This is a genomic window from Algoriphagus winogradskyi (assembly GCF_900182815.1).
Taxonomy (GTDB): domain Bacteria; phylum Bacteroidota; class Bacteroidia; order Cytophagales; family Cyclobacteriaceae; genus Algoriphagus; species Algoriphagus winogradskyi.
This window is the reverse complement of record NZ_FXUA01000003.1, coordinates 703,912-726,550: the sequence shown is the minus strand read 5'-3', so window position 1 is coordinate 726,550 and position 22,639 is coordinate 703,912. Positions and strand designations below refer to the sequence as shown.

The following is a 22,639-nucleotide window of genomic DNA, read 5'->3' as shown; positions in this document are numbered from 1 at the left end:
AAAATATATGAAATTTGAACATTTTGCTCTCAATGTGAGCGATGCAACATCAGCTGCAAGATGGTACGAGGAGCATCTCGGATTACGAATAGTTAAGAAAATGGAAGAATCGCCTTTCATGACTTTTCTAGCAGATGACAGTGGGACGGTGATGATAGAGATTTATTCCAATCCAAAAGGTGAAACGCTGGAATTCGAAAAACTACATCCGTTGGCAGTACATTTAGCTTTGGTGTCAGAAAACCCGACAGCAGATAAAAAGAGGTTGATAGCAGCAGGGGCTACTGAATTTTCAGATGATATTTTACCGGATAAATCCCATCTTGTGATGCTAAGAGACCCTTGGGGTGTTTGTTTGCAGCTTTGTAAGCGAACCACTCCAATGATTTAGCCAATGAGGTCAACTAAATTTTGCAAAGCAGGAAATAATTGAGCTTAGGTTTTATCTTAGAGGGTATCACTAATAGAATTAGCTATTCCATGATAGACCTTTTCCTCCCTTTCGAGCAAATCAGCAAAACACTTGAGCAAATACTACTTAAATATGGCTTTACAGAAGAGCGGGCGCAGCGATGTGCCTTTCTTTTTGCCAAGGCTGATCTGGATGGAGTGCGCTCTCATGGCGTAAATCGCTTTTTGCTTTTCCTTGATTTTATCAAAAAAGGATTAGTTAATCCTGATAAAGAGCCTGCTGTTTTGAGTCAACTTGGCATGTTTGAGCGCTGGGACGGACAGAAAGGGGTGGGGAATCTCAATGCTGATTTTGCGATGAATCGTGCAATTCAGCTTTCCAAAGAATTTGGAATTAGTTGTGTCACCTTGCAAAATACCAATCACTGGATGCGTGGCGGGAATTTCGGCTGGCAAGCAGTGGAAGCTGGATGCATTGGAATTTGCTTTACGAATACAATTCCTAACATGCCAGCCTGGGGAGGAAGTGAACCGAAAATCGGAAATAATCCACTCGTGATCGCAATCCCCCGGGAAAATGGACCAGTAGTCTTGGATATGGCTTTTACTCAGTTTGCTTATGGAAAATTGAGTATAGCCAGAGCTAAAGGAGAGCAAATGCCCTATGAGGCAGGTTTTGACTTGGAAGGAAATCTCACCAAAGATCCAGGTACAGTAATTGATAATCATCTGGGCTTACCGATTGGTCTGTGGAAAGGATCAGGTCTAAGTATGGTGCTGGATTTATTGGCTGCTGTACTTTCTGGTGGGAATGCATCTTTTGAAGTGGGGAAATCTGGACATGAAAGTGCGGTTTCTCAGGTTTTCCTTTGCTTTGATCCCGCCAAACTTGAACTTAAGGACTGGATAGAAACCAAGTCAGATGCACTGATCGAAGACTTGAAAAACTCTTCGACTTTTGATAATAAGTCGGTACGCTATCCAGGAGAAAATACTTTAGAAACCCGGAATAGAAACCTCAAAAAAGGAGTCCCAATTTCTGAAAGACTTTGGGAGGAACTTCAAAATGAATTGAAATAATGCGAAAATTTAAAATAGGAATAATTGGAACTGGTGCGATCACTGGAAAGCATGCAGATGCTATCAATGAAATCGAAAATGCTGAATTAGTAGCGCTTTGCAGCAGTTCACCTGAGCGGGCAAAAGCTGCACAGGACAAATTCGGTATTGACACATATTCTGATGTTTCTGCTTTTTTAACCCATCCCGAGCTTGATATTGTATGCATTTGCACAGCGAGTGGTCACCACATGGAAGCTGGTTTATTGGCAGCAAAAGCTGGTAAACATTTGTTGATTGAAAAACCAATTGAGATTAATTTGACTAGAGCAGATCGGTTGATCTCTGCTTGTGAAGAAAATGGAGTGAAGCTTGGAGTCATTTTTCAAAATCGCTTTTCTGCAGATTATCTTAAGCTAAAAGCAGCCGTTCAAGAAGGGAGATTTGGGAAACTTCTGATGGGAAATGCACATGTGAATTGGTATAGAGTGCCTGAGTATTACAGTAGCAGCCCATGGAAAGGAACACTAGAAGGAGATGGAGGTGGCGCTTTTATGAATCAGGGAATTCACACATTTGATTTGTTGCTTGATATCATGGGCGATGTGAAGTCAGTTTTTGCAAAAGTAAAAACCTCGCTGCACCCTATAGAAGGAGAAGATCTTGGGGCTGCTTTGATGACTTTTGAAAATAAAGCTTTGGGAAATATTACGGCTTCAACGGCTTTGTATCCAGGCTTACCTGAGCGTTTGGAGATTTTTGGAAAGTGTGGGTCAGCTGTGTTGGAAGCGGGGAAGTTGATTCAATGGAGCATTCAAGGCGAAGAGCCAGAGCCAATTGTTACCGATACGAATGCTGGTTCTGGGGCTGCAGATCCGATGGCAATTGGACATGCGCTTCATAAAGCTCAGTGGAAGCATTACCTGAATGCTTTAAAAAATGATGAGCCAGTATTAGTAGAAGGAAATATGGCTCGGAAATCAGTTGAGCTGATCCGAGCCATATATAAGTCTTCAGAACTTGAAAGAGAAGTTGAGCTCCCTTTTCTTGATCATGCTTAGAGAGAAACTCCTCTTTTCCAAGGGATAAAGTCGTCTTGGCCAAGAATCATTGCTTTTGATTTCTCTTCGCCACTTGCTACTTTGATGACTTTCTCCAGGATTTCCTCGCCCATTTGCTGGATGTTTTTCTCTCCTGAGATTACAAAACCTGTGTTGATATCTATGATATCCGGCATGCGTTCAGCGAGTTTGTGATTGGAGGAAACTTTGATCACAGGCGTGACAGGATTGCCAGTAGGTGTACCTAGGCCTGTTGTGAATAAAATCATATTTGCGCCAGCACCGGCCATTGCAGTGGTGCTTTCTACGTCATTTCCAGGGGTACAGAGCAAATTTAATCCTGGAGTCTTTACGTATTCTCCATAATCAAGCACATCTGTTACAGGAGAAGTTCCTCCTTTTTTTGCAGCTCCGGAAGATTTCATTGCATCTGTGATCAGTCCATCTTTGATATTCCCTGGGCTTGGGTTCATATCGAATCCTGAACCAGAAGCTTCAGCTGCTGCTGCGTAAAGTCGCATTAGGGTTGAAAAACGCTCAGCTTTTTCATCAGAGACGCATCTATTGATGAGCTCTTGCTCTACACCGCAAAGCTCAGGAAATTCAGAAAGTATGGCTATTCCGCCGAGCGCTACAATCAAATCAGCAGCATAGCCTACAGCAGGGTTTGCTGAGATTCCAGAGAATCCATCAGATCCACCACATTCCAGACCGACCACTAGTTTGCTCAAAGGAGCAGGCTGACGGGTTTGTGTGTTAGCGTTAGCCATTCCAATAAATGTTTCTTTGATCGCTCGGGTAAGCATTTGCTGCTCGGTCCCCTCTACTTGTTGCTCCAGAATGATCAAAGGCTTTTTGAAATCCGGGTTGATGAGGCGAAGCTTTTCTTCCATAAAAGAAGACTGTGCGTTTTGACAGCCTAAACTTAAGATGGTAGCTCCGGCTACGTTGGGATTGTTGATATAGCCAGCGATAAGGGCGCACAGTGCCTGAGAATCTGTTCTTGTGCCACCGCAGCCTACTTGGTGATTTAGGAATTTGATTCCATCAATATTTTCAAATAGTCTTTCTTCGGCTTTTTCTGAAAAGGTCTCAACAGAAACTGAGTCAAATGAATCTTTTTGACCTGACTTATACAGGCTAGCCATTTCCCTCACCATTTTTTTGAAAGGATTTGGCTTGCCGAAACCAAGTTCTTCTAGAAAAGCGTCTTTGATGATATCCACATTTCTATTTTCGCAGAAAACCATAGGGATCACCAGCCAATAATTGCCGGTTCCCACTTGTCCGTCAGGGCGATGGAAACCCTTGAAAGTTTTATCATTGAACTTGGTAATATCAGGGGCATCCCATTGGTACTCGCCAGATTTTTCCCCAAAATCCTCTGCTTCGTGGGTGACATTCTGCGTGCTAAGGACAGCGCCAGAGGGTATAGTAGATAGAGTTTTTCCAACTATTCCGCCATACATAAAGACTTGATCACCTTTGCCTAATTCGTTGATTGCGAACTTATGCTTTGCTGGGATGAAGTCTTTGATTGTGATATTCAGGCCATTATGTTCTATTTGCTCACCTGCTGTAAGATCCTGCAAAGCTACCAAAACATTGTCCTTAGGATGAATTAATAATGTCTTATGGTTCATTAGAATTAATTATTATATTGCGCAATCGATTGCGCAATTTATATTATTCATTTGCAATAACGAAAATCCTTAATAAAAAATAAAATATTTGTGCAGATGTACTAAAATCAAATGTAACATTTATAAAAATGGGCAAAATGAATGGTTTGATTCATCCCTAAATATTTCTAAGTCTGATTTTCAATTAGAATTGCCATTCATCGAGCTACCTAAATCGTTTCCGTAAATCGACGTAAGATATCAGCTTAGAAAGACCTATTATTGTATAGTATGTTTTATGTTCAATAAACCCATGACAATCAAAAAACTTCAAATACTTTCTTTATTTATGGTGCTTGCACTTTTTGTCTCCTGCCAGGGGACAGGTGATAAGCGGATAATCAAGCTCGGCCATGGTCTGGGAATTACCCATCCAGTACATGAAGCCATGCTCTTTTTGGCAGAAAAAGTGGAGGAAAAATCTGGCGGCAAAATGGTCGTTAAAATTTATCCAAATCAGCAATTAGGCTCTGAGCGTGAGCTTGTTGAACTTCTTCAGATTGGGAGTTTGGGTATGACTAAGGTTTCCTCAGCGGCATTAGAGGGATTTGCGCCTACTATGCAAGTTTTCGGTATGCCGTATTTGTTTCGGGATGATGCCCACCAGCGTGCCGTTTTGCAAGGCGAGATCGGCAGAAAGTTATTGCTTGATCCTCAGAAGTTTCTGCTAAGAGGCCTATGTTATTATGATTCAGGGAAAAGGAGTTTTTATACAAAAGACAAACCTGTGGAAACTCCTGAAGATCTGGCTGGATTAAAGATCCGCGTGATGGAATCCAATACTGCTTCGAATATGGTGAAAAGCCTTGGAGGTTCACCTACTCCAGTTTCTTTTGGAGAACTTTATACCGCACTACAGCAGGGTATAGTGGATGGTGCTGAGAATAATGCTCCCAGTCTTTATACGTCCAAGCATTACGAAGTTTGTAAATTCTATAGCATTGATGAGCACACGGCGTTGCCGGATGTGATGATAGTAAGTACCAAAGTATGGGAAAGCTTAAATGAACAGGAACAGCAATGGCTTCAAGAAGCTGCTGATGAGTCAGCAACTTACGAGTACAAAATCTGGGCTGAAGCGACGGAAGAATCATTAAATGAATTGAGAAAAGCAGGAGTGACGATTACTTATCCAGACAAGGAACCATTTCGTGCAGCTGTAGAGTCCATGTATACAGATCTTAAAGCACAACAGCCGGAAATCTATAAAATTGTAGAAGAAATCCGTTCCGTAAAATAATCCTTAACCCAACCTTTATAACCTATGTTTTCACCCCAAACCAAGCTTAAACTTGATAAATGGATTGCCCATTTTCTGGTTGTCCTCATGGCACTGATGGTGCTCAATGTGACCTGGCAGGTGGTTTCGCGATATATTTTTCAAAACCCAAGTTCATTCACGGATGAATTGTCCCGATACATGCTGATCTGGGTAGGAATGTTAGGAGCTGCCTATGTTGCTGGGAAAAATGAGCATTTAGCTATTGATATATTACTAACAAAACTAGACGAGAAGGCTCAGGATAAATTGATGATATTGATAAATGCCTGCGTTTTTATTTTTGCACTTGTAGTCATGGTTATCGGAGGTTCAAACCTCGTTTACCTTACTTTTATACTTGAGCAGAAATCAGCTGTACTTCAGATTCCACTTGCTTATATCTATGGTATCATCCCATTTAGTGGATTATTAGTGATTTACTATCAAGTAGTCGCTATCAAATTTTTGGCAACTTTAAAATCTGCTGTGTAATGGAGGTGTTAAGTGTATTAGTATTAGTTCTTTCCTTTCTATTCTTTTTAGGAATCGGTGTGCCTGTTGCTTGGAGTCTTGGACTGTCCAGCATGCTTACATTAATGGTGACCGTACAAACTATGCCGGCAATTACTACCATCGCCCAACGTATGGGGACTGGATTGGATAGTTTTTCGTTGTTAGCTATTCCATTTTTCATTCTAGCAGGGGAGCTGATGAATCGTGGAGGTATTGCAAATCGACTTATAGAATTCGCGAAATCACTAACTGGTAGAATGCGTGGAGGATTACTTCACGTGAATATCATCGCAGCCATGTTAATGGGAGCGATTGCAGGTTCTGCAGTAGCAGCAGCGTCTTCAATGGGAGGTATTTTGGGTAAAAGAATGGAGAAGGAAGGCTATCCAAAGGAACTTGGAGCAGCAGTAAATATCACTTCCTCTACGACGGGTTTGATCATTCCACCCTCCAATGTACTGATCGTTTATTCACTTGCATCCGGTGGGGTTTCTGTAGCAGCATTATTTGTAGCGGGATATTTACCCGGACTTTTGGTTGGGTTATTGTTGATGGTGACCGCCGCTATTATGGTACGGGTTCATAAACTACCTGCAGGAGAAGCATCCTCATTTGGAATGATTTTGAGTACATTCTGGAGGGCAGTTCCAAGTTTGTTTCTGTTGATTGTCGTGATCGGAGGTATAATCGGAGGGGTGTTTACAGCTACAGAGGCTTCTGCTATCGCAGTGGTTTATTCCTTGGTGTTATCGCTAATTTATAGGGAATTGAAAGTTAAAGATTTGCCTTCAGTGTTGCTCAAGTCAGCGGAAACCACAGCAGTGGTGATGCTCTTGATTGCAACTTCCATGGCGATGTCATGGGTAATGTCCAGTGAGGAAATTCCTCAGAATATTTCAAATGCATTATTAGGCTTGAGTGACAACATCTTTGTGATTTTGATCATGATCAACCTACTATTGCTTTTCGTCGGTATCTTCATGGATATGACTCCCGCGGTATTGATTTTTACTCCGATTTTCTTGCCAGTGGTAACTGCCTTAGGAGTTGATCCTGTTCACTTTGGGATTATGATGGTGCTAAACCTGTGTATTGGTCTTTGTACACCGCCAGTCGGCTCTATTCTCTTTATTGGGGTAGGTGTCGCGAATACAACCATACAAAAGATCCTCAAACCTATGTTGCCATTCTATGCGGCCATGGTGTTGGCTTTGATACTCATTATGATGTTTCCCGAAATTACGCTTTGGCTACCAAGAGTATTTGGGGTTTAAAAATGTGTAGGATGTCCGATGATGGATGTCCGATGAAAAGAATTCAAAAACGGCAGTTTAATGACTGCCGTTTTTTGTTTTTAGCTGTTTTGATCTTTAAATGAAGATTTCCGTAAATTAGAAGTAGCTAAACAATTATATAATGGAATCGATAACAATTGAGATATTAAATCCTAAAGTTAAAAGTATCTTGAATGATTTGGCTGATTTGGAGCTCATATCTATCAAAACCCAATCAAAAAATGAAATGATTGAGAGAATCTTGGATTCTTTTGCTGAAGTTGAAGCTCATGAAAAAGATGGGAAAAAACTTAAGAAAATAGCCGATGTTCTAAATGAGCTTTGAGATTCTAGCGACAGATGTATTTGAGAGAAGTCTTAAAAAAATCGCAAAGAAACACAGATCTATAAAACAGGACATGAATTTGCTAGTTTCTCAATTAATGGAAAATCCAAGATTGGGAAAGCCTCTCGGTAAAGACTGTTTTAAAATACGCCTTGTGATATCTTCCAAAGGAAAAGGTAAATCTGGAGGAGCGAGAATAATCACTTTTTTAAGAGTAACAAAAAGCCAGATTTACCTGCTGGATATTTTTGACAAATCAGAAAAATCCTCCCTATCAGATAAAGAATTGAAGCTTCTGATACGCCAGATTTCAATAAAGTAGAACTGGAAAAACTATTATATCTACTTAATATTTTATGCAATTGAAGACGAAATCATTGTGGTTTATTCAATCTTCAATACTGCTCAAGACCCAGCGCATGGCCATGGAATAAGCAATAGAGTTAATTTTTTACTTTTTGAAACCTTTAGTAATAATCTAAGTTCGCCTTATCCGACATCCGACATCCGACATCCGACATCCGACATCCGACATCCGACATCCGACATCCGACATCCGACATCCGACATCCGACATCCGACATCCGATTACCTTTCCACTTCCTTCAAATTCTCAATCTTTTTATTTCTTAGGAAGCCATTGATATCCTCGAAGTGTTCTTTAACACGTTTATTACCAAACTCAAATACTTTAGTAACCAGGCCATCCAAGAAGTCTCTATCGTGAGATACAATAATTAGGGTGCCGTCAAAAGCTTTTAAAGCATCTTTGATGATATCCTTTGTCTTCATATCCAAGTGATTGGTAGGCTCATCGAGAATTAGCAAATTCACTGGCTCTAATAGGAGTTTAATCATTGCTAGACGGGTTTTTTCTCCGCCCGAAAGCACTTTTACTTTCTTGTTGATATCATCGCCCTTGAACATGAAAGCTCCCAGAATATCTTTCACTTTGGTGCGAATTTCACCTACGGCGATATGATCGATGGTTTCAAAAATTGTCAAACTCTCATCTAGCAAGGAAGCTTGGTTTTGTGCGAAATAGCCAATCATGGAATTGTGTCCCAATTCACATTTTCCTTCAAAATCGATCTCGCCCATGATGGCTTTGATCATGGTTGATTTACCTTCACCATTTTTACCTACGAAGGAAACTTTCTGTCCACGCTCGATGGTCATAGAAGCGTTTTTGAAGACAACATGCTCATCGTAGCTTTTGCTCATATCTTCTACGATCACTGGATAGTTCCCAGATCGTGGAGAAGGAGGGAAACGAAGTTTCAGTGCTGAGGTATCTACCTCATCTACTTCGATAATCTCCATTTTCTCCAGCATTTTCACGCGGGACTGTACTTGGAGCGTTTTGGAATAAGTGCCTTTGAAGCGATCTATAAATCCTTGAATGTCGGCGATCGTAGCTTGCTGCTCTTCGTATTGCTTCTGCTGCTGCTCACGACGCTCTCTTCTGAGCTCTAGGTAATGGCTGTATTTAGCTTTGTAATCGTAAATACGACCCATGGTCACCTCGATCGTGCGGGTGGTAATATTGTCCACAAAGGCTCTATCGTGGGAAATCACCACAACAGCCTTTGCTTTGTTCAACAGGAAGTCTTCCAGCCATTGAATGGATTCAATATCCAGGTGATTAGTAGGCTCATCAAGGAGAATCAAATCTGGCTTTTGCAATAGTATTTTTGCCAACTCAATTCGCATTCTCCAACCTCCGGAAAATTCTGAAGTCGAACGAGTCAAGTCAGCTCTCTCGAAACCTAATCCAATCAATACTTTTTCTACTTCCGCCTCATAATTCACTTCCTCGATGGCGTAGAATTTCTCACTCAATTCAGAAACCTGCTCTATTAGCTTGTAATATTCATCGGATTCGTAGTCAGTTCTTACAGTCAATTCCTCATTGATTCGCTCGATCTCCGTCTTCATGTTCAGGTAGCTTGCGAAAGCTTTGGAAGTTTCTTCCATCACCGAGCAATCATCTGAAGTCAGCAAGTGCTGAGGTAAATAAGCCACCACAAAGTCTTTCGGAGCAGAAACGGAGCCTAAACTCGGTTTGGTCTGCCCTGCAATGATCTTCAAGAGCGTGGATTTACCCGCTCCGTTTTTACCCATTAAGGCGATTTTGTCGGTTTCGTTGATGGCAAAAGAAACATTACTGAAAAGAGTGGAACCGCTGTGAATGACGGCGACATTATCTACTGAAATCATAAGTATCGGAATTGAAGCGGCAAAGGTAAGGAATTGAAGATTGAAAAATTGGAAGATTTGAAAATTGGGAAATATTGACGTGCAATTTGAGTTAGGATTGTTGGGTGTAATTTGGCGATAATCTCACGTTATGAAAATTTGACTGCGTCAAGGATCTGAAAATGAACATTGATTTCAAGATTTCCAGTCTTGATACTTGAGTCTTACATCTAGCTACTAAAAAACAAAAAACCGCCCCGAACTAAATCGAAGCGGTTTTTTTAAGCATCGGGCATCCGTCACCCGACCCGCCATGGCGGGCAGGCACCCAACAAATAGTTAAGCATTCACACCCAAAACCTGAGCGATAGTAGCTCCGATCTCAGCCGGAGAATCTACAACGTGAATTCCATTTTCTCTCATGATTCTCATTTTGGCAGCAGCAGTATCGTCAGCTCCACCGATGATCGCACCAGCGTGACCCATTCTACGTCCAGCAGGAGCAGTTTGGCCAGCGATGAATCCTACTACAGGCTTCTTGTTGCCATTTTCTTTGATCCACTTCGCAGCTTCAGCTTCGTAGTTTCCTCCGATTTCACCGATCATTACGATCGCGTCAGTCTCAGGATCTTCCATTAGCAATTGTACAGCTTGTTTAGTAGAAGTTCCGATGATAGGATCTCCACCGATACCGATGGCAGTAGATACTCCTAGGCCAGCCTTTGCCACTTGGTCAGCTGCTTCATAAGTCAAGGTTCCGGATTTGGATACGATACCTATTCTTCCTGATTTGAAGACAAACCCTGGCATGATACCAACTTTTGCTTCTCCTGGAGTGATTACACCTGGGCAGTTAGGACCGATAAGGGTTGCACCCCTTTCAAGGATATAAGGCTTAGCTTTCATCATATCAGCTACAGGAATTCCTTCGGTGATAGCGATGATTACTTTGATGCCTGCATCTGCAGCTTCCATGATCGCATCAGCAGCAAAAGCCGGTGGTACGAAGATGATTGAAGTATCTGCACCAGTTTTTTGAACAGCTTCTTCTACAGAGTTGAAAACAGGCTTTTCCAAATGAGTCGAGCCTCCTTTACCAGGAGTAACACCGCCGACTACGTTTGTACCGTATTCGATCATTTGCTGTGCGTGAAAAGAACCCTCAGACCCGGTGAATCCTTGTACGATCACCTTGGAATTTTTATTTACTAGTACACTCATGATGCGATTTCTATAGTTTGGCACAAAAATATAATAAACCCACCACCCACAAAAGAAAAGGATGACAATATGCTGGGAATTCGGTGATTCTTTAAGAATCACGACAGATTATATCCATAGCAAAGCAACAAGTCACAGGTCTGTTCTCTTTTTCAAGGGAATTTTATAAAGTAATGGAGCAGATAAGGCGCTTTTATGCAGCATTTATTCTATTTCCACTAGGTAGACATATATTTTTTATATTTTCGGTTCCAAATAGATTTATCACATCCAACATCATCTATGTTTAGCCTCAAAATTCTCATCGTTGAAGACGATCCTGTTTCAGCACTTTTACTTCAGCGAGCCTTAGAGAAAAACAGACACGAAATACTTGGAATAGCGGATTCTGGAGAAAAAGCTCTTGATATTTTAGCTGAAAACCATGCCGACATGGTGATGATGGATATCAATCTCGCGGGAGAGTTGGATGGAATAAAAACCACCGAAATAATCAACGAGATCTATGATGTTCCGGTAGTTTATTTAAGTGCGAGCTCTGATGCTGAGACACTTAATAAGGTGGTAGGTACTAATCCTAGTGCCTATGTGATCAAGCCGTTTAATATTCGTGAGTTAAACATGGTGATTGAACTGGCGATCTATAAGGACCGGAAGGAAAAAGAACTTCAAAAGCTCAATAATGAGCTGGAAGAAAAAGTAAAACAACGTACTATTGAGCTTTATAATGCCAATAAGGAGTTGATGAAGGCATTGGAAAAGGAGCGTGAAATCAATGAATTAAAATCTAGAATAGTACTTAACGTTTCTCATGGGTTCAAAACTCCACTTACATCGATTTTAAGCTCCGCGCAATTGCTTCAGCTGTATGCTGAGAAAGATCACCCATTCAAGCCTAAGATTACTAAGCATGCTTTCAAAATTGAAAATTCAGTGAGAGCATTGAACAATCTGCTGACCAGCGTTTTGTTTTTTGGAAAAGCAGATGCGGATAAAATCGAATTCAAACCCAAAAAGATGTTCCTAGGTGCTTTTGTGAAAGAAGTTTTGGATACCGTCAGCGCAAGCAAAGAAAACGATGTGAAAATTAAAACTGAACTGGTCAACCTTCCCAAAGTAATCACTTCGGATAGTGAGCTTTTATATCAGATATTCGAAAACCTTTTATCCAATAGCGTGAAATATTCCAAGGATGGCCAGGAAGTTATTTTTAAATTGGAATATGAGGGTAAAAAATTAGTAGGAACGATTGAAGATAAGGGGATTGGTATTCCAGAGGCTGAGCAAGGACAGCTTTTTGAGCGTTTTTTCAGAGCAAAGAATGTAGGAATTGTAGAGGGCTCAGGATTGGGGCTTTCAATCGTGAAAAAATGTATCGATGTGCTGAAGGGGCAGATTAGCTTTGCTAGTGATACCAAACAGGGCACAACCTTCAAAGTAGAAATCCCCGTTAGTTAATTATGCTTTTTGAATCAAAAAAGATAGAATACACCCATCTCGGCCAACAAAAAATGATTTTCCCGGATATAGCTTTGGAGGCGGGCGAAAGTCTTTTGGTGCTAGGTAAATCTGGTTCTGGCAAAACAACCCTGTTGAACTTACTTGCTGGATTACTCAAGCCGGAAACAGGTGAAATACTATTGTCTGGTAAGAATTTAGCCACTTTGAATGGGCAAGAGTTGGATTTGTTCAGAGGAAAAGAAATCGGAATTGTTTTTCAAAAACCACATCTTTTGGCTGCACTAAATGTGAAAGAGAATCTTCAGATGGCTCATTTTTTCAGTAAAAAAGAGGGACAAAATATTGAGGAATTACTCGGGGAATTGGAACTGGCTGCAAAAGCTAAATCTTCAGTATTAACATTGAGTGAAGGGGAAGCTCAGCGAGTTTCTATTGCTAGAGCGCTAGCAAATAAGCCGAAATTAATCTTGGCCGATGAGCCTACTTCAAGTTTGGATGATCAAAATGCGGAGAATGTTATTAAGCTTCTTAAAACTCAGGCGGCTAAAATTGGTGCTGCTTTGATTATTGTCACGCATGATCAACGTGTGAAATCACATATTGCAAATTTTGTAGAAGTAAAATCAGCATGAATTTATTTAAACTAAGTTGGAAATATTTGACGTTTAGGCCGCTCTCCACGAGTTTAAATGTTTTTTTGCTTGCACTTGGACTGGCTATTATCACAGTGTTGCTTCTTATTCAGGACCAGTTTGAGAAGAAGATGAATCAGGATGCAGCCGGAATTGACTTGGTCGTCGGAGCAAAAGGCAGTCCGCTTCAATTAATTTTAGCTGGGGTTTATCACATAGATTTTCCCACAGGAAATATTCCGATGGATGAAGCTCAAAAGCTTTCCAGAAATCGTTTGGTGAAAAACATCATCCCAATGGCTTTGGGGGATAATTATCAGGGTTTTCGGATAGTTGGCACCAATCATGATTACCCGGCTCTCTATGAGGCTAGCCTTGCTGATGATGGATCGCTTTGGCAAAAACCCTTTGAGGTAGTCTTGGGCGCAGAAGTTGCAGAGAGGTCTGGCTTTAAAGTAGGGGACGAGTTTTTGGGGAGTCATGGTATCAGTGTAGGAAGCCATGAGCATGATGCGAATAATTTTAAAGTTGTAGGCGTATTAGAGCGAAAAGGCAATGTGCTCGACCGATTGATTCTGACGAGTGTGGAGTCCATTTGGTATACCCATGATGAAGGGGGCACAGAGCCTTCTGACTCTACCGCTACACACGAAGAACATCAGGTATTAAATCTTCAGGAGGATGTAGCGATCAAAGGTTTTCCAAAAACTACCGAATCCAGAGAATTGACCACGCTTTTGATTCAATATAGAAACCCAATGGCCGCCATTCAGCTCCCGCGATTGATTAATTCGGGAACTTCAATGCAAGCAGCTTCTCCATCATTTGAGATGTCTAGACTATTCGAATTGCTGGGTGTTGGAATTACTTTGTTGCAGGGCCTGGCGGTAGTTATAATCGGGATATCCGGACTAGGGATTTTCATTGCGCTTTACAATTCATTGAAGGAGAGAAAATACGATCTGGCGATTTTAAGAGCAATTGGTGCTTCCAGAGGGCAGCTTTTACTCCTGATTTTTCTGGAAGGAATTATGCTAACCTTTATGGGTGCAATTTTCGGAATTTTACTTGGTCATACTTTTCTGTCTGTAATTATTTCTCAAAATGAACAAGGCGTAGTTGGGTCTCTTCAGCCATGGATTTTCCTAAAACAAGAACTTTGGATAGTAGTTTATGCGTTAACGGTAGGAGTTTTGGCCTCTATTATACCAGCATTCGCAGCTTATCAAACAAGTATTGCAAAGCAATTAACAAAGGCTTAACTAGCGCCTGATTTAAAACCCGAATATATGAGAACGATAAAAATAGCCCTTCTGGCAGTTACAGTGATGATTTTGGGACAAGTTTCCCTTGTGGCTCAAAGCACGAATGTTTGGAAAAACCTTACAGAGGTAACGTATAAAATCTCTGAAGATGAATATGGGGAATTATATGTTCCTGTTTTTTCAGAAAATATCACCAAGATGGAGGGCAAGGTAGTGGAGGCTGACGGCTATATCATTCCATTTGAAGGGATGTTCAAACCTGAGCATATTATTCTTTCAAGCTTACCACTAGCTGAATGCTTCTTTTGCGGTTCTGGAGGTCCTGAGACTGTAATGGAAGTGGATATGGCTTCGCCTATCAAATACACGTCGAATAGAGTAAGAGTGCGTGGTACGCTGACTTTAAATAGCAAGGATCCTGAAAAGCTCATGTACATTATGAAAAATGCTACGCTTGTAAAATGAAAAGGCTTTTGATCATTTTCGAACCTTCAAACCTTTTGCTTTTAAATTAATAACAAAGCTCTTTTTCCAAGTCTCGGAATTTTTCCAGCAAACCAAGAGAAACAGACCCAGGTTTACCAGTGCCAATTTCGTGCTCATCAATCTGGGTTACTGGCAGTAGTACTTTGGTGGTGCTGGTTATAAAAGCTTCATCAGCATTCAGTGCTTCCTGCATGCTGATAGGCCTGATTTGCACTTCACCAGCTAGGTCGATGACGTTTTTCCGGGTAATTCCCATCAACACATGGGAGTCTGGAGTACTGATTACTCCATCTTTTACGATGAAGAAATTGCTTCTGGAACTCTCGCTCAGGTTGCCATTTAGGTGATAGAGTACATCTTCAGCTCCTGCTTCTTTCCATCTCATACTGTCCCAAACGGGGTATGCGTAATTGGTTGTCTTGATTTCTGCGATCGGGCGTACATACTCTAGCGAGAGTAATTTGATGCCCTTTTCATATTTCTCCTGAGCTGGGAAAATCAATGATTCTGCAAAAATAAATAGCTTTCCTTTGGCGGGGGAAAAGTGATTTGGTGAAACTCCACCACTTAACACCATTCGAATTCCTCCTTCTTTTAGATTGTTTTTCTCAACTAATTCATGGATTATGGCTTTCAATTCTGCACGGGAATAATCCATGGGTAGAAAGGTTTTATCAGCTGAAGCCAAAAATCTATCGAGGTAGCTTTCTAGGAAAAGTGGTTTGAAATTAACTGTTCTAAAAAAATCAAAAATTCCATATCCCCGGATAAGACCTAAGTCCATCGGGTGCATAGTGGCTTTTTCTGAAGATATAATTTGCCCATCGGCAAAGCAAAATGGTTTCATAGTGTTCCTGTTTTAGAGCACCTAAAAATAATAGCAATCGCCGAATAAATCACCTTCTATAAACATCTATGTTTATACTACTATTTATAGATTAAATAGTAACTTTGCGGCACAATAATCTGGCAATTATGAAGCGAACTATTCTATTTTTGATTTTATCCTCATTTTTTGTGATTAATGCCTGTGGCCCAAAGGGGCCAAGTGAGAATGAGCTCTTACGAGAAGAAGTAATTGCAGTGCATGACGAGGTGATGCCAAAAATGGGTCAGCTTAAATCTCTTGAGAGAAAAGCCTTGGAAAAGGTGGAAGAATTAGAAAGCGAAAGCTCTGAAGATTCCTCCCGAATCCAGGAATATAAAGCACTTGCCTACGATCTAAATCATGCGCACGAAGCAATGTTTATATGGATGCGTCAATATGAGCCTAAGGATGGAGATCAGTCACCCGAAGAGATTAAGAAATACCTTGAAGCGCAAATGGAACTTGTAACCGAAGTTAATGTGGAAATGAAAGAAGCATTAGCCAAGGCAGACGAATTGCTTAAATAGTCAAAACACTGGTTTTTCCTGAAGATATTTTTCAACCTGTTTGGAGGTGATTTTACCTTCACTCATCCCCCAGATATTATATAGGTATGTGCTAATCTGGGAGATTTCCAAAGGCGTGAGTTTTGGACTTGCGGGCATTGGCTGATTATACACCTGATCATTTACTACGATCTCGCCTTCTTGTCCATATTTCATGATCCAAATTGAGCGATGGACACTTTCCTGAAAATAGTCTGCGTCTCTCAATGGGGGAATTAAATTTCCTAGTCCCAAACCGTCGTTTTGATGGCAGTTTCCACAGTGATTTTCATAGATAGTTTTGCCTTCCACAGCATATTTCATCACCTCAGGATCTTCTATCTGAGAAAGGGTATTTTCCTCGGTTGAATTTTTCGGGCTGCATGCTACCGCAAAAAGAAGAATGATCAGGTATTTTTTCATTCTTCCAAAATTTTTGGAATATCCTGCATCAAGCGTTCAACTTGATCAGCTTTAGTACCATCATAAGCACCCCTAATGTGACCCTTTTGATCCACTAAAATAAAAGCACCTGAGTGAAGAAATCCCCCTGCTTCATTTTGATCTTCTTGAGCAGTGGTGATGTAGCTAGTTTGTCCCAATTCGTAGATTTTCTCCGCTTCTCCTGTTAAGAAATTCCAAGTCGTAGCGTTTTCTATCCCCAGTTTTTGAGCATAATCCTTTAATACTTCTTCCGTGTCATGTGTAGGGTCAATCGTGTGACTTAGGATTTTGAAGTTGGGATTGTCTCCAAATTTTTCATACACACGTATCATTTCCTTTTTCATGATAGGACAGATAGTAGGGCAAGTAGTGAAAAAGAAATCAGCTACATATACCTTTCCCTTTACTGATTCATTGTTTACTGTTTCTCCATCTTGATTTGTGAAAGAAAAATCAGCGATGGTATGATAAACAGTATCCTGAACAACCTTTCCGTCCACTGTTTTTTCATCCACATGCCAATTCCCTAGCTTTGGAAGTGGTGTGTTGTTTTCTGCAGCAGGTTTGCACTGAGAAAATAGGAGTGAAATCAGAAGAATCGAAAGTATCGAAAACTTAGTATGCATAATGGTTAAGCTTTATTTCTAAATTTTTTGTAAAGTCTGATAGCTAGCATCAGCGTTACTCCTAGGGTGATTAATCCAGCTAAACCCCATACCATGCTAAGTGTGCTTTTCAACACAATTAAAAACACAATCGCAAAGAGTAGCAAGGTGGACGCCTCATTCCAAATTCTTAACTGAGTGGAGGTCCATCTAGTTCGTCCAGCTTGCAGTTCTTTGAAGAGTTTGTGGCACCAGCCATGATAGCAGTAGAGTAGGAATACAAAACCGAGTTTGGCGTGCATAAAAGGCAGCTGCAAAAACTCCATTCGGTGTGTCAAAACCAGGGTGCCAAAGATCAAGGTAAGAACTGCGGATGGCCAGGTAATGATATACCAGAGACGGGAAGCCATTAAGTCCAGCTGAGGTTTGAGAATATTTCGCTCCGCTTCAGGGCGTTCCATCGCTTCAGTCTGATAGATGAATAATCGAACGATATAAAATAGCCCTGCAAACCAGGTGACTACAAAAATGATGTGAAGTGCTTTGAGGTACTCGAAAGTCATTCTCGGAATTTTCGGCTAAATTAAGGCCTAATCTTTATAACCGCACTAGTTTTTGAAAAGCTCTAAAATCATTTTCTGGATTATCGCCCTAACCATGGCCGGACTTGTTGTTTATATATCCTTGGATTCTCTTTCTCAGCCTGGAATGGAGCGATTCGATGGGAAGTACAAAGAATTGTCAAGCTTTAGAAATGAGAATAATACCGGGCCGGTGGTACGGATATATGCGATTAAAGCATTGGATAGTTCTAAAGATTGGATGCGTGAATATGGGGATGCAATGCCTCACACCAAATATGGCAGGACAGTGGTTTTCTTTTTCAAAGATGAGATTGATCAGGAAATCAAACTTTCCCCAACTGAACCATATTTCATGGAAGCTATGCAACCTTACGTGATCGCTACCTACCAAAAAAGCCCAATGGGCGATGTTAGTTTTACCAATGGTTATCCAAAATGAGAAAACGCTTCACGCTACAGGAATATAAAGAAGGCGTTCTTTCTGGCGATAGAACGAAACTCAGCCAGGCCATTACCTTGGCAGAAAGTTTACTGGAAACAGACCTCAAACTCGCTTCCGACCTAGTTCAGGAGATTTTGCCTTGTACAGGGAAGTCCATTAGAATAGGAATCACTGGAGTTCCAGGTGTAGGGAAAAGCACCTTTATAGAAGCCTTTGGACAGCTCCTTGTTGATTCTGGAAAATCAGTAGCAGTTTTGGCAGTGGACCCTTCCAGTCAAAAAAGTAAGGGGAGCATTCTTGGAGATAAAACCCGAATGGAAAAGTTGGCCGGAGATAAACGGGCCTTCATTCGGCCTAGTCCTACAGGCACAACTTTAGGTGGAGTGAGTTCAAAAACCAGAGAAGCCATGTTGCTCTGTGAAGCAGCAGGTTTTGATGTGATTTTGATTGAGACAGTGGGTGTAGGGCAATCAGAAACTGCTGTAAAAAGCATGGTGGATTTCTTTCTTTTGCTCATGCTAGCAGGTGCTGGAGATGAGCTACAGGGGATCAAAAAAGGCATAATGGAGATGGCTGATGGGGTAGTGATCCACAAGGCTGATGGAGAAAATCTTAGCAGTGCCAAGAAGGCAAAATCATCCTATGAAAATGCCCTTCATCTTTTTCCATTAGGAGAAAATAACTGGTCAACTCCCGTGATGACCGCTTCTTCGCAGACGAAGGAAGGATTGAGTGATATTTGGGAAACAATTCAAAAGTATGCTGACCAAATGCAGCTATCAGGATTTTGGGAATCAAACCGTGCTTCTCAGAGGTTAAATTGGTTGGATGAAAATTTACAGTTTTTATTAGGGAAATTCTTCATGGAGCACGAGCAAGTGCAGGAATTGCTTCTGCAAAATCGTGCTCGAGTAGAAAATGGTGAACTCAGTCCTTTGTCTTTGGCGAGGGATTTGATCACTACTTTTTTCCAATTCAATGAAAAAAGATAAATGAAATATCTAGTAATTATAGTAGCATTCTTATGTGTAGCCTGTAGCAAACCAACGAGAGTTGAGGAGCAAATTGTAGAGCAGCTAAACTTCAGTACCAAAACCTTTACATCTGAAAGATGCATAGATGACAATTGTGCCAAGGTTGAAATGACGTGGCCAGTCGCTGAAAATGGGGCGGCAGCATCTTCAATTAATCAGGAAGTAAGTCAGCAATTATTGGTATACTTTCAACAGGATAAAACTTACAATAATCTAGATTCTGCAGCCAAGGAATATTTGAATTCTTACGAGGAATTTAAATCAGATTTTCCGGATGCTCCAGGAGGTTGGGCTATTGAAGTGAATGTAGAGAAGAGTTATGAATCAGACAGCACGCTGAGTTTTAAATTTTCTGAATATAATTTTTCAGGAGGAGCACATCCTAACTCAAGTGTTTATTATATGAACTTTGACAAAACTTCGGGTGAATATCTAAGCATTGACCGAGTGGTTTTGGATAACACCAAAATGCTGGAATTGGCGGAACAAGCTTTTCGACAGTATCATGAAGTGGAGGAAGGAGTTGAACTTAAAGATGATGGCCGATTCTTCCTGCCTGAGACGGGTTTCTTTCTACCCAATGCGATTGGCTATGAAAACGATAAACTCCACCTGACATACATCCCTTATGAAATCGGCCCTTATGTTCTTGGATACACTGAATTGGAATTTCCTCTGGAAGACCTTAAGGGAGTCGTGAGGGAGAAGTGATTTAGATTTATAAGATAAATTCTCTGAAGTTTTCTCTGTTTACTAATTTGTATTCTGCCGTATAAGCTTCTTTGAAGGCGGAAGGGACTGAATACTTCGCGTCAGGATTCCATTTGAATTCATACGCATTCAATTTCCCGTCTTTTTCTTCTAGGTAATCCAGTTCCTGATGATTTTTTGTTCTCCAAAAATAGCTGTTGACTCTTGTGCCTGAATATTCTAGAAATTTCAGTCTTTCGGCCATCAGGAAGTTTTCCCAAAGCGCTCCAATATCGTTTCTTAAGGCAAGTGGCTGTAAGTTTTTGATCAGTGCATTGCGCACGCCATTATCGTAGAAATAGATTTTCTTATTCATCTTAATTTCCTTCCTTAGATTTCTGCTGAACGTTCCTAGTCGATAGATTACATAGGCTTGTTCGAGTAAATCAATATAACTAATGACAGTTTTGACATCGACTTGAAGAGATCTGGAAAGTTCATTGTAAGAAACTTCACTGCCCATCTGAAAAGCTAAAAGTTGTAAGAGACGAAATATTACATCTTGCTTTTTTATGACTCCTAGTGCAAGCACATCTTTATATAGATAGCTTTCTGTGAGTTCATATAAAAGCGTTTCTTGCTCACTTACATTTGTGATAATTTCTGGATAAAATCCATAAACAAGCCGGTTAGTCAAATCCTGTTCTGCAGCAACATATCCTATGGTTTGTTCGAATTCCTTCCAGCTGATGGGGTAGAGGTGAAATGTTATTTTTCTACCGGTAAGTGGTTCTTGGGTTAAGCCTGAGAGCTCAAATGAGGATGAGCCGCTCAGTATTAGTCGCAAATCTGGAATTTGATCATGAATTATTTTTGCTGTAATACCTATATTCTGGATACGCTGAGCTTCGTCGATGAATACATATTTATAGTCCCCGATGATTGATTTGAGCTGCATAGTATTTGGTGTGTCCAGCAGCCTTCGGGTCGTTGGGTCGTCTCCATCTAGAAATAGATATTCTTTTCCTATTAGCAAATCATTGATAAGCGTAGTTTTCCCAACTTGGCGTGGGCCAATAAGCAATATTACTTTCCTGTTTTCTAAGTGTACAGAAAGGTTATGAAAATGAATTCTATTAAATTTCATTTTCAAATATAGACTTTTATGGAGTATAATCTATAAAAAGCCGTCTTTTTATGGAGTGTAATCCACAAAAAGACGTTCTTTTATGGATTAGAAATTTGACAGATAGCCTATAAATGTAGAAAAGCCGCTGAGAAATCATTCTCAACGGCTTTTAACTATGAATCATCGGAGTTATTTGATTAACATTAAGGGTAGTTAATTTTCCAATTCTGGAATCTTCCAATTTTTTAATTTTAATAAACCAAGAACCCAGAAGGTCCTCTTCCTACTTCGAAGCTTCGGACCACAGAACCAGTTTCAGAAAGTACAGTTACAGTTCCGTTACCTTGGAAGCCATTCGAGTTGGCAACATAGATTTGATCTGAGTTGTGGTCATATCCTATGCCGTAAAATCCTGAACCAGTCATCAATTCAGTGGCAGTAGCGTTACTTCCTTCGATGTCAATATTAATTACTGCATCATTGTAATCAGGCCATCCTGTACTAGTCAAAACATACATCTCATCATCTCCGTCAAATGCAATTCTACTTGTAGCATCTGCCAAAGGAATTGTATAGGTGTTTCCTAAAGTCAAGCTATTCAAATTCACTGTATAGAAAACCACATCATCAGAAGTTATTGAATATACCCAAAGCACATTGCCTTCCGCATGAAATTGCTTCGGAGAAGCCTCAAGGTCAAGTGTTGTAACAACAGTTTCTTGAGCTGCGTCTATGATTTCGATTTTGTTTTCTTCAGAGCCAGCGACTATGATGTAATTACCATAAGAAAAGAGAGCTTCTGGTTTGTTCGAAACCTCAATTTTCTTTGAAACAACACCCCCGTCAAGACCATTTACCACAGCAACATAAGAATCTGGAGTGCCATAGTTGTCGTCATAAGGTCCATAATCACTGATGAAAAGCTTGGTGCCGTTCACTGCCAAAGACCTAGGCTGATCCAATTCAGATGCCACAGCACCCAAACTCTTGAAGTCTGCTGGATTAACGATTTCTACCTTGCCGGTATTTGCAACTAAGTACAATCTATCACCTTCAAGGATCATATCTTCCAACAAACCTGCGAATGGTCGAAGGTTTTCTGCTTCAAAAATATTTGGAAGAAGCTCTTCAGTAGTTGGGTTTAGATGGTAGACTTCACCATCATTAGTTCCAAAATTCCCTTCGTTCATAATCAAAATACCATTGTCGTATTTGCCTAAAGGTTTTTCATCTCCGCTGTCGGAACATGCAAAGGATACTGTTACAAGGGCGGCAGCCCAAAATAGTTGGTTTAGTTTCATATGATTATAATTTGTTTTTTAATGGTCAGATAGCCTGTCCCGATGTTCCATCGGGAGAATCTCGCATGGTTGATATTCAGCAGTATTTGCTCACTGTGTCATGCCTGTCTGCCTCATTTAGGCAGG

The 22,639-nt window shown here is 40.6% G+C and carries 25 protein-coding genes; 16 read left to right on the top strand and 9 right to left on the bottom strand.

What is annotated here, in order from left to right; genetic code table 11:
* Positions 1-7 precede the first annotated feature (7 nt).
* The 3 genes from QOL76_RS11490 (at position 8) to QOL76_RS11480 (ending at position 2,531) form a co-directional block, all read left to right on the top strand.
* Positions 8-391 carry a VOC family protein gene (locus QOL76_RS11490; RefSeq protein ID WP_283413106.1) on the top strand — a complete coding sequence of 128 codons (384 nt, stop codon included), beginning with the start codon at positions 8-10 and terminating at the stop codon, positions 389-391.
* Positions 392-480: 89 nt separating this feature from the next.
* Complete coding sequence (gene yiaK / locus QOL76_RS11485; RefSeq protein ID WP_283413105.1) at positions 481-1,491, top strand: 3-dehydro-L-gulonate 2-dehydrogenase; 1,011 nt, start codon at positions 481-483, stop codon at positions 1,489-1,491.
* Positions 1,491-2,531, top strand: coding sequence for a Gfo/Idh/MocA family protein (locus QOL76_RS11480; RefSeq protein ID WP_283413104.1), 1,041 nt, complete (start codon positions 1,491-1,493; stop codon positions 2,529-2,531). Before yiaK ends, QOL76_RS11480 begins: the two co-directional genes overlap by 1 nt.
* Here the strand turns inward: QOL76_RS11480 and QOL76_RS11475 are convergent.
* Positions 2,528-4,174 carry a UxaA family hydrolase gene (locus tag QOL76_RS11475; RefSeq protein ID WP_283413103.1) on the bottom strand — a complete coding sequence of 549 codons (1,647 nt, stop codon included), beginning with the start codon at positions 4,172-4,174 and terminating at the stop codon, positions 2,528-2,530. The two genes, QOL76_RS11480 and QOL76_RS11475, sit on opposite strands and share 4 nt — an antisense overlap.
* Positions 4,175-4,466: 292 nt before the next feature.
* Here QOL76_RS11475 and QOL76_RS11470 point away from each other — a divergent pair, with 292 nt between their 5' ends.
* The 5 genes from QOL76_RS11470 (at position 4,467) to QOL76_RS11450 (ending at position 7,929) form a co-directional block, all read left to right on the top strand.
* Positions 4,467-5,453 carry a TRAP transporter substrate-binding protein gene (locus QOL76_RS11470; RefSeq protein WP_283413102.1) on the top strand — a complete coding sequence of 329 codons (987 nt, stop codon included), beginning with the start codon at positions 4,467-4,469 and terminating at the stop codon, positions 5,451-5,453.
* Between the two features lie 24 nt (positions 5,454-5,477).
* Entirely contained in the window at positions 5,478-5,966 is a 489-nt protein-coding gene (locus QOL76_RS11465; RefSeq protein WP_283413101.1) for a TRAP transporter small permease, read from the top strand.
* A complete protein-coding gene (locus QOL76_RS11460) occupies positions 5,966-7,261 on the top strand; it encodes a TRAP transporter large permease (RefSeq protein ID WP_283413100.1) in 1,296 nt (431 codons plus the stop codon). Before QOL76_RS11465 ends, QOL76_RS11460 begins: the two co-directional genes overlap by 1 nt.
* A 142-nt stretch (positions 7,262-7,403) precedes the next feature.
* Positions 7,404-7,607: a hypothetical protein gene (locus QOL76_RS11455; RefSeq protein WP_283413099.1), complete on the top strand. Its 204-nt coding sequence runs from the start codon at positions 7,404-7,406 to the stop codon at positions 7,605-7,607.
* On the top strand, positions 7,597-7,929 hold the full coding sequence (locus tag QOL76_RS11450; protein WP_283413098.1) for a type II toxin-antitoxin system RelE/ParE family toxin: 333 nt from the start codon (positions 7,597-7,599) through the stop codon (positions 7,927-7,929). The genes QOL76_RS11455 and QOL76_RS11450 overlap by 11 nt, the downstream gene beginning before the upstream one ends.
* A gap of 266 nt (positions 7,930-8,195) precedes the next feature.
* Here the strand turns inward: QOL76_RS11450 and QOL76_RS11445 are convergent, their stop codons facing one another.
* Entirely contained in the window at positions 8,196-9,827 is a 1,632-nt protein-coding gene (locus QOL76_RS11445; RefSeq protein ID WP_283413097.1) for an ABC-F family ATP-binding cassette domain-containing protein, read from the bottom strand.
* 318 nt (positions 9,828-10,145) lie between these two features.
* Positions 10,146-11,027 carry a succinate--CoA ligase subunit alpha gene (gene sucD, locus QOL76_RS11440; protein ID WP_283413096.1) on the bottom strand — a complete coding sequence of 294 codons (882 nt, stop codon included), beginning with the start codon at positions 11,025-11,027 and terminating at the stop codon, positions 10,146-10,148.
* A gap of 282 nt (positions 11,028-11,309) precedes the next feature.
* Between sucD and QOL76_RS11435 the strand changes: the two genes are divergently transcribed.
* The 4 genes from QOL76_RS11435 to QOL76_RS11420 all read left to right on the top strand — a co-directional run bounded on the left by QOL76_RS11435 (position 11,310) and on the right by QOL76_RS11420 (position 14,850).
* Positions 11,310-12,485 (top strand): hybrid sensor histidine kinase/response regulator, encoded by a 1,176-nt coding sequence (locus QOL76_RS11435; protein WP_283413095.1) that lies wholly within the window; start codon positions 11,310-11,312, stop codon positions 12,483-12,485.
* A 2-nt stretch (positions 12,486-12,487) separates the two neighbouring features.
* The gene (locus tag QOL76_RS11430) at positions 12,488-13,120 is read left to right on the top strand and encodes an ABC transporter ATP-binding protein (RefSeq protein ID WP_283413094.1); all 633 of its coding nucleotides are present in this window, start codon (positions 12,488-12,490) and stop codon (positions 13,118-13,120) included.
* Positions 13,117-14,382, top strand: a complete 1,266-nt coding sequence (locus tag QOL76_RS11425) for an ABC transporter permease (RefSeq protein ID WP_283413093.1) — start codon at positions 13,117-13,119, stop codon at positions 14,380-14,382. The genes QOL76_RS11430 and QOL76_RS11425 overlap by 4 nt, the downstream gene beginning before the upstream one ends.
* A gap of 66 nt (positions 14,383-14,448) precedes the next feature.
* Positions 14,449-14,850, top strand: a complete 402-nt coding sequence (locus tag QOL76_RS11420; RefSeq protein ID WP_377919219.1) for a hypothetical protein — start codon at positions 14,449-14,451, stop codon at positions 14,848-14,850.
* 46 nt (positions 14,851-14,896) lie between these two features.
* Here the strand turns inward: QOL76_RS11420 and QOL76_RS11415 are convergent, their stop codons facing one another.
* Positions 14,897-15,718, bottom strand: coding sequence for an aminotransferase class IV (locus tag QOL76_RS11415; RefSeq protein ID WP_283413091.1), 822 nt, complete (start codon positions 15,716-15,718; stop codon positions 14,897-14,899).
* 128 nt (positions 15,719-15,846) lie between these two features.
* Between QOL76_RS11415 and QOL76_RS11410 the strand changes: the two genes are divergently transcribed.
* Positions 15,847-16,266 (top strand): hypothetical protein, encoded by a 420-nt coding sequence (locus QOL76_RS11410; protein WP_283413090.1) that lies wholly within the window; start codon positions 15,847-15,849, stop codon positions 16,264-16,266.
* Here QOL76_RS11410 and QOL76_RS11405 read toward each other — a convergent pair whose 3' ends face one another.
* The 3 genes from QOL76_RS11405 to QOL76_RS11395 are packed head-to-tail and all read right to left on the bottom strand — an operon-like array spanning position 16,267 to position 17,896.
* Positions 16,267-16,707, bottom strand: a complete 441-nt coding sequence (locus QOL76_RS11405; RefSeq protein ID WP_283413089.1) for a c-type cytochrome — start codon at positions 16,705-16,707, stop codon at positions 16,267-16,269.
* Positions 16,704-17,354 carry an SCO family protein gene (locus tag QOL76_RS11400; RefSeq protein ID WP_283413088.1) on the bottom strand — a complete coding sequence of 217 codons (651 nt, stop codon included), beginning with the start codon at positions 17,352-17,354 and terminating at the stop codon, positions 16,704-16,706. The genes QOL76_RS11405 and QOL76_RS11400 overlap by 4 nt, the downstream gene beginning before the upstream one ends.
* A gap of 5 nt (positions 17,355-17,359) precedes the next feature.
* Positions 17,360-17,896, bottom strand: coding sequence for a CopD family protein (locus QOL76_RS11395; protein WP_283413087.1), 537 nt, complete (start codon positions 17,894-17,896; stop codon positions 17,360-17,362).
* A gap of 52 nt (positions 17,897-17,948) precedes the next feature.
* On the opposite strand from QOL76_RS11395, the gene QOL76_RS11390 reads away from it, so the two are divergent.
* The 3 genes from QOL76_RS11390 to QOL76_RS11380 are packed head-to-tail and all read left to right on the top strand — an operon-like array spanning position 17,949 to position 20,104.
* Entirely contained in the window at positions 17,949-18,356 is a 408-nt protein-coding gene (locus tag QOL76_RS11390; protein WP_283413086.1) for a hypothetical protein, read from the top strand.
* Positions 18,353-19,351 carry a methylmalonyl Co-A mutase-associated GTPase MeaB gene (meaB, locus tag QOL76_RS11385; protein ID WP_283413085.1) on the top strand — a complete coding sequence of 333 codons (999 nt, stop codon included), beginning with the start codon at positions 18,353-18,355 and terminating at the stop codon, positions 19,349-19,351. The genes QOL76_RS11390 and meaB overlap by 4 nt, the downstream gene beginning before the upstream one ends.
* On the top strand, positions 19,352-20,104 hold the full coding sequence (locus QOL76_RS11380; protein ID WP_283413084.1) for a DUF3298 and DUF4163 domain-containing protein: 753 nt from the start codon (positions 19,352-19,354) through the stop codon (positions 20,102-20,104).
* Between the two features lie 7 nt (positions 20,105-20,111).
* On the opposite strand, the gene QOL76_RS11375 is transcribed toward QOL76_RS11380, so the two are convergent.
* Both QOL76_RS11375 and QOL76_RS11370 read right to left on the bottom strand, forming a co-directional pair.
* Positions 20,112-21,230, bottom strand: a complete 1,119-nt coding sequence (locus tag QOL76_RS11375; protein ID WP_283413083.1) for an ATP-binding protein — start codon at positions 21,228-21,230, stop codon at positions 20,112-20,114.
* Between the two features lie 233 nt (positions 21,231-21,463).
* The gene (locus QOL76_RS11370) at positions 21,464-22,513 is read right to left on the bottom strand and encodes a YncE family protein (RefSeq protein WP_283413082.1); all 1,050 of its coding nucleotides are present in this window, start codon (positions 22,511-22,513) and stop codon (positions 21,464-21,466) included.
* Between the last annotated feature and the right edge of the window lie 126 nt (positions 22,514-22,639).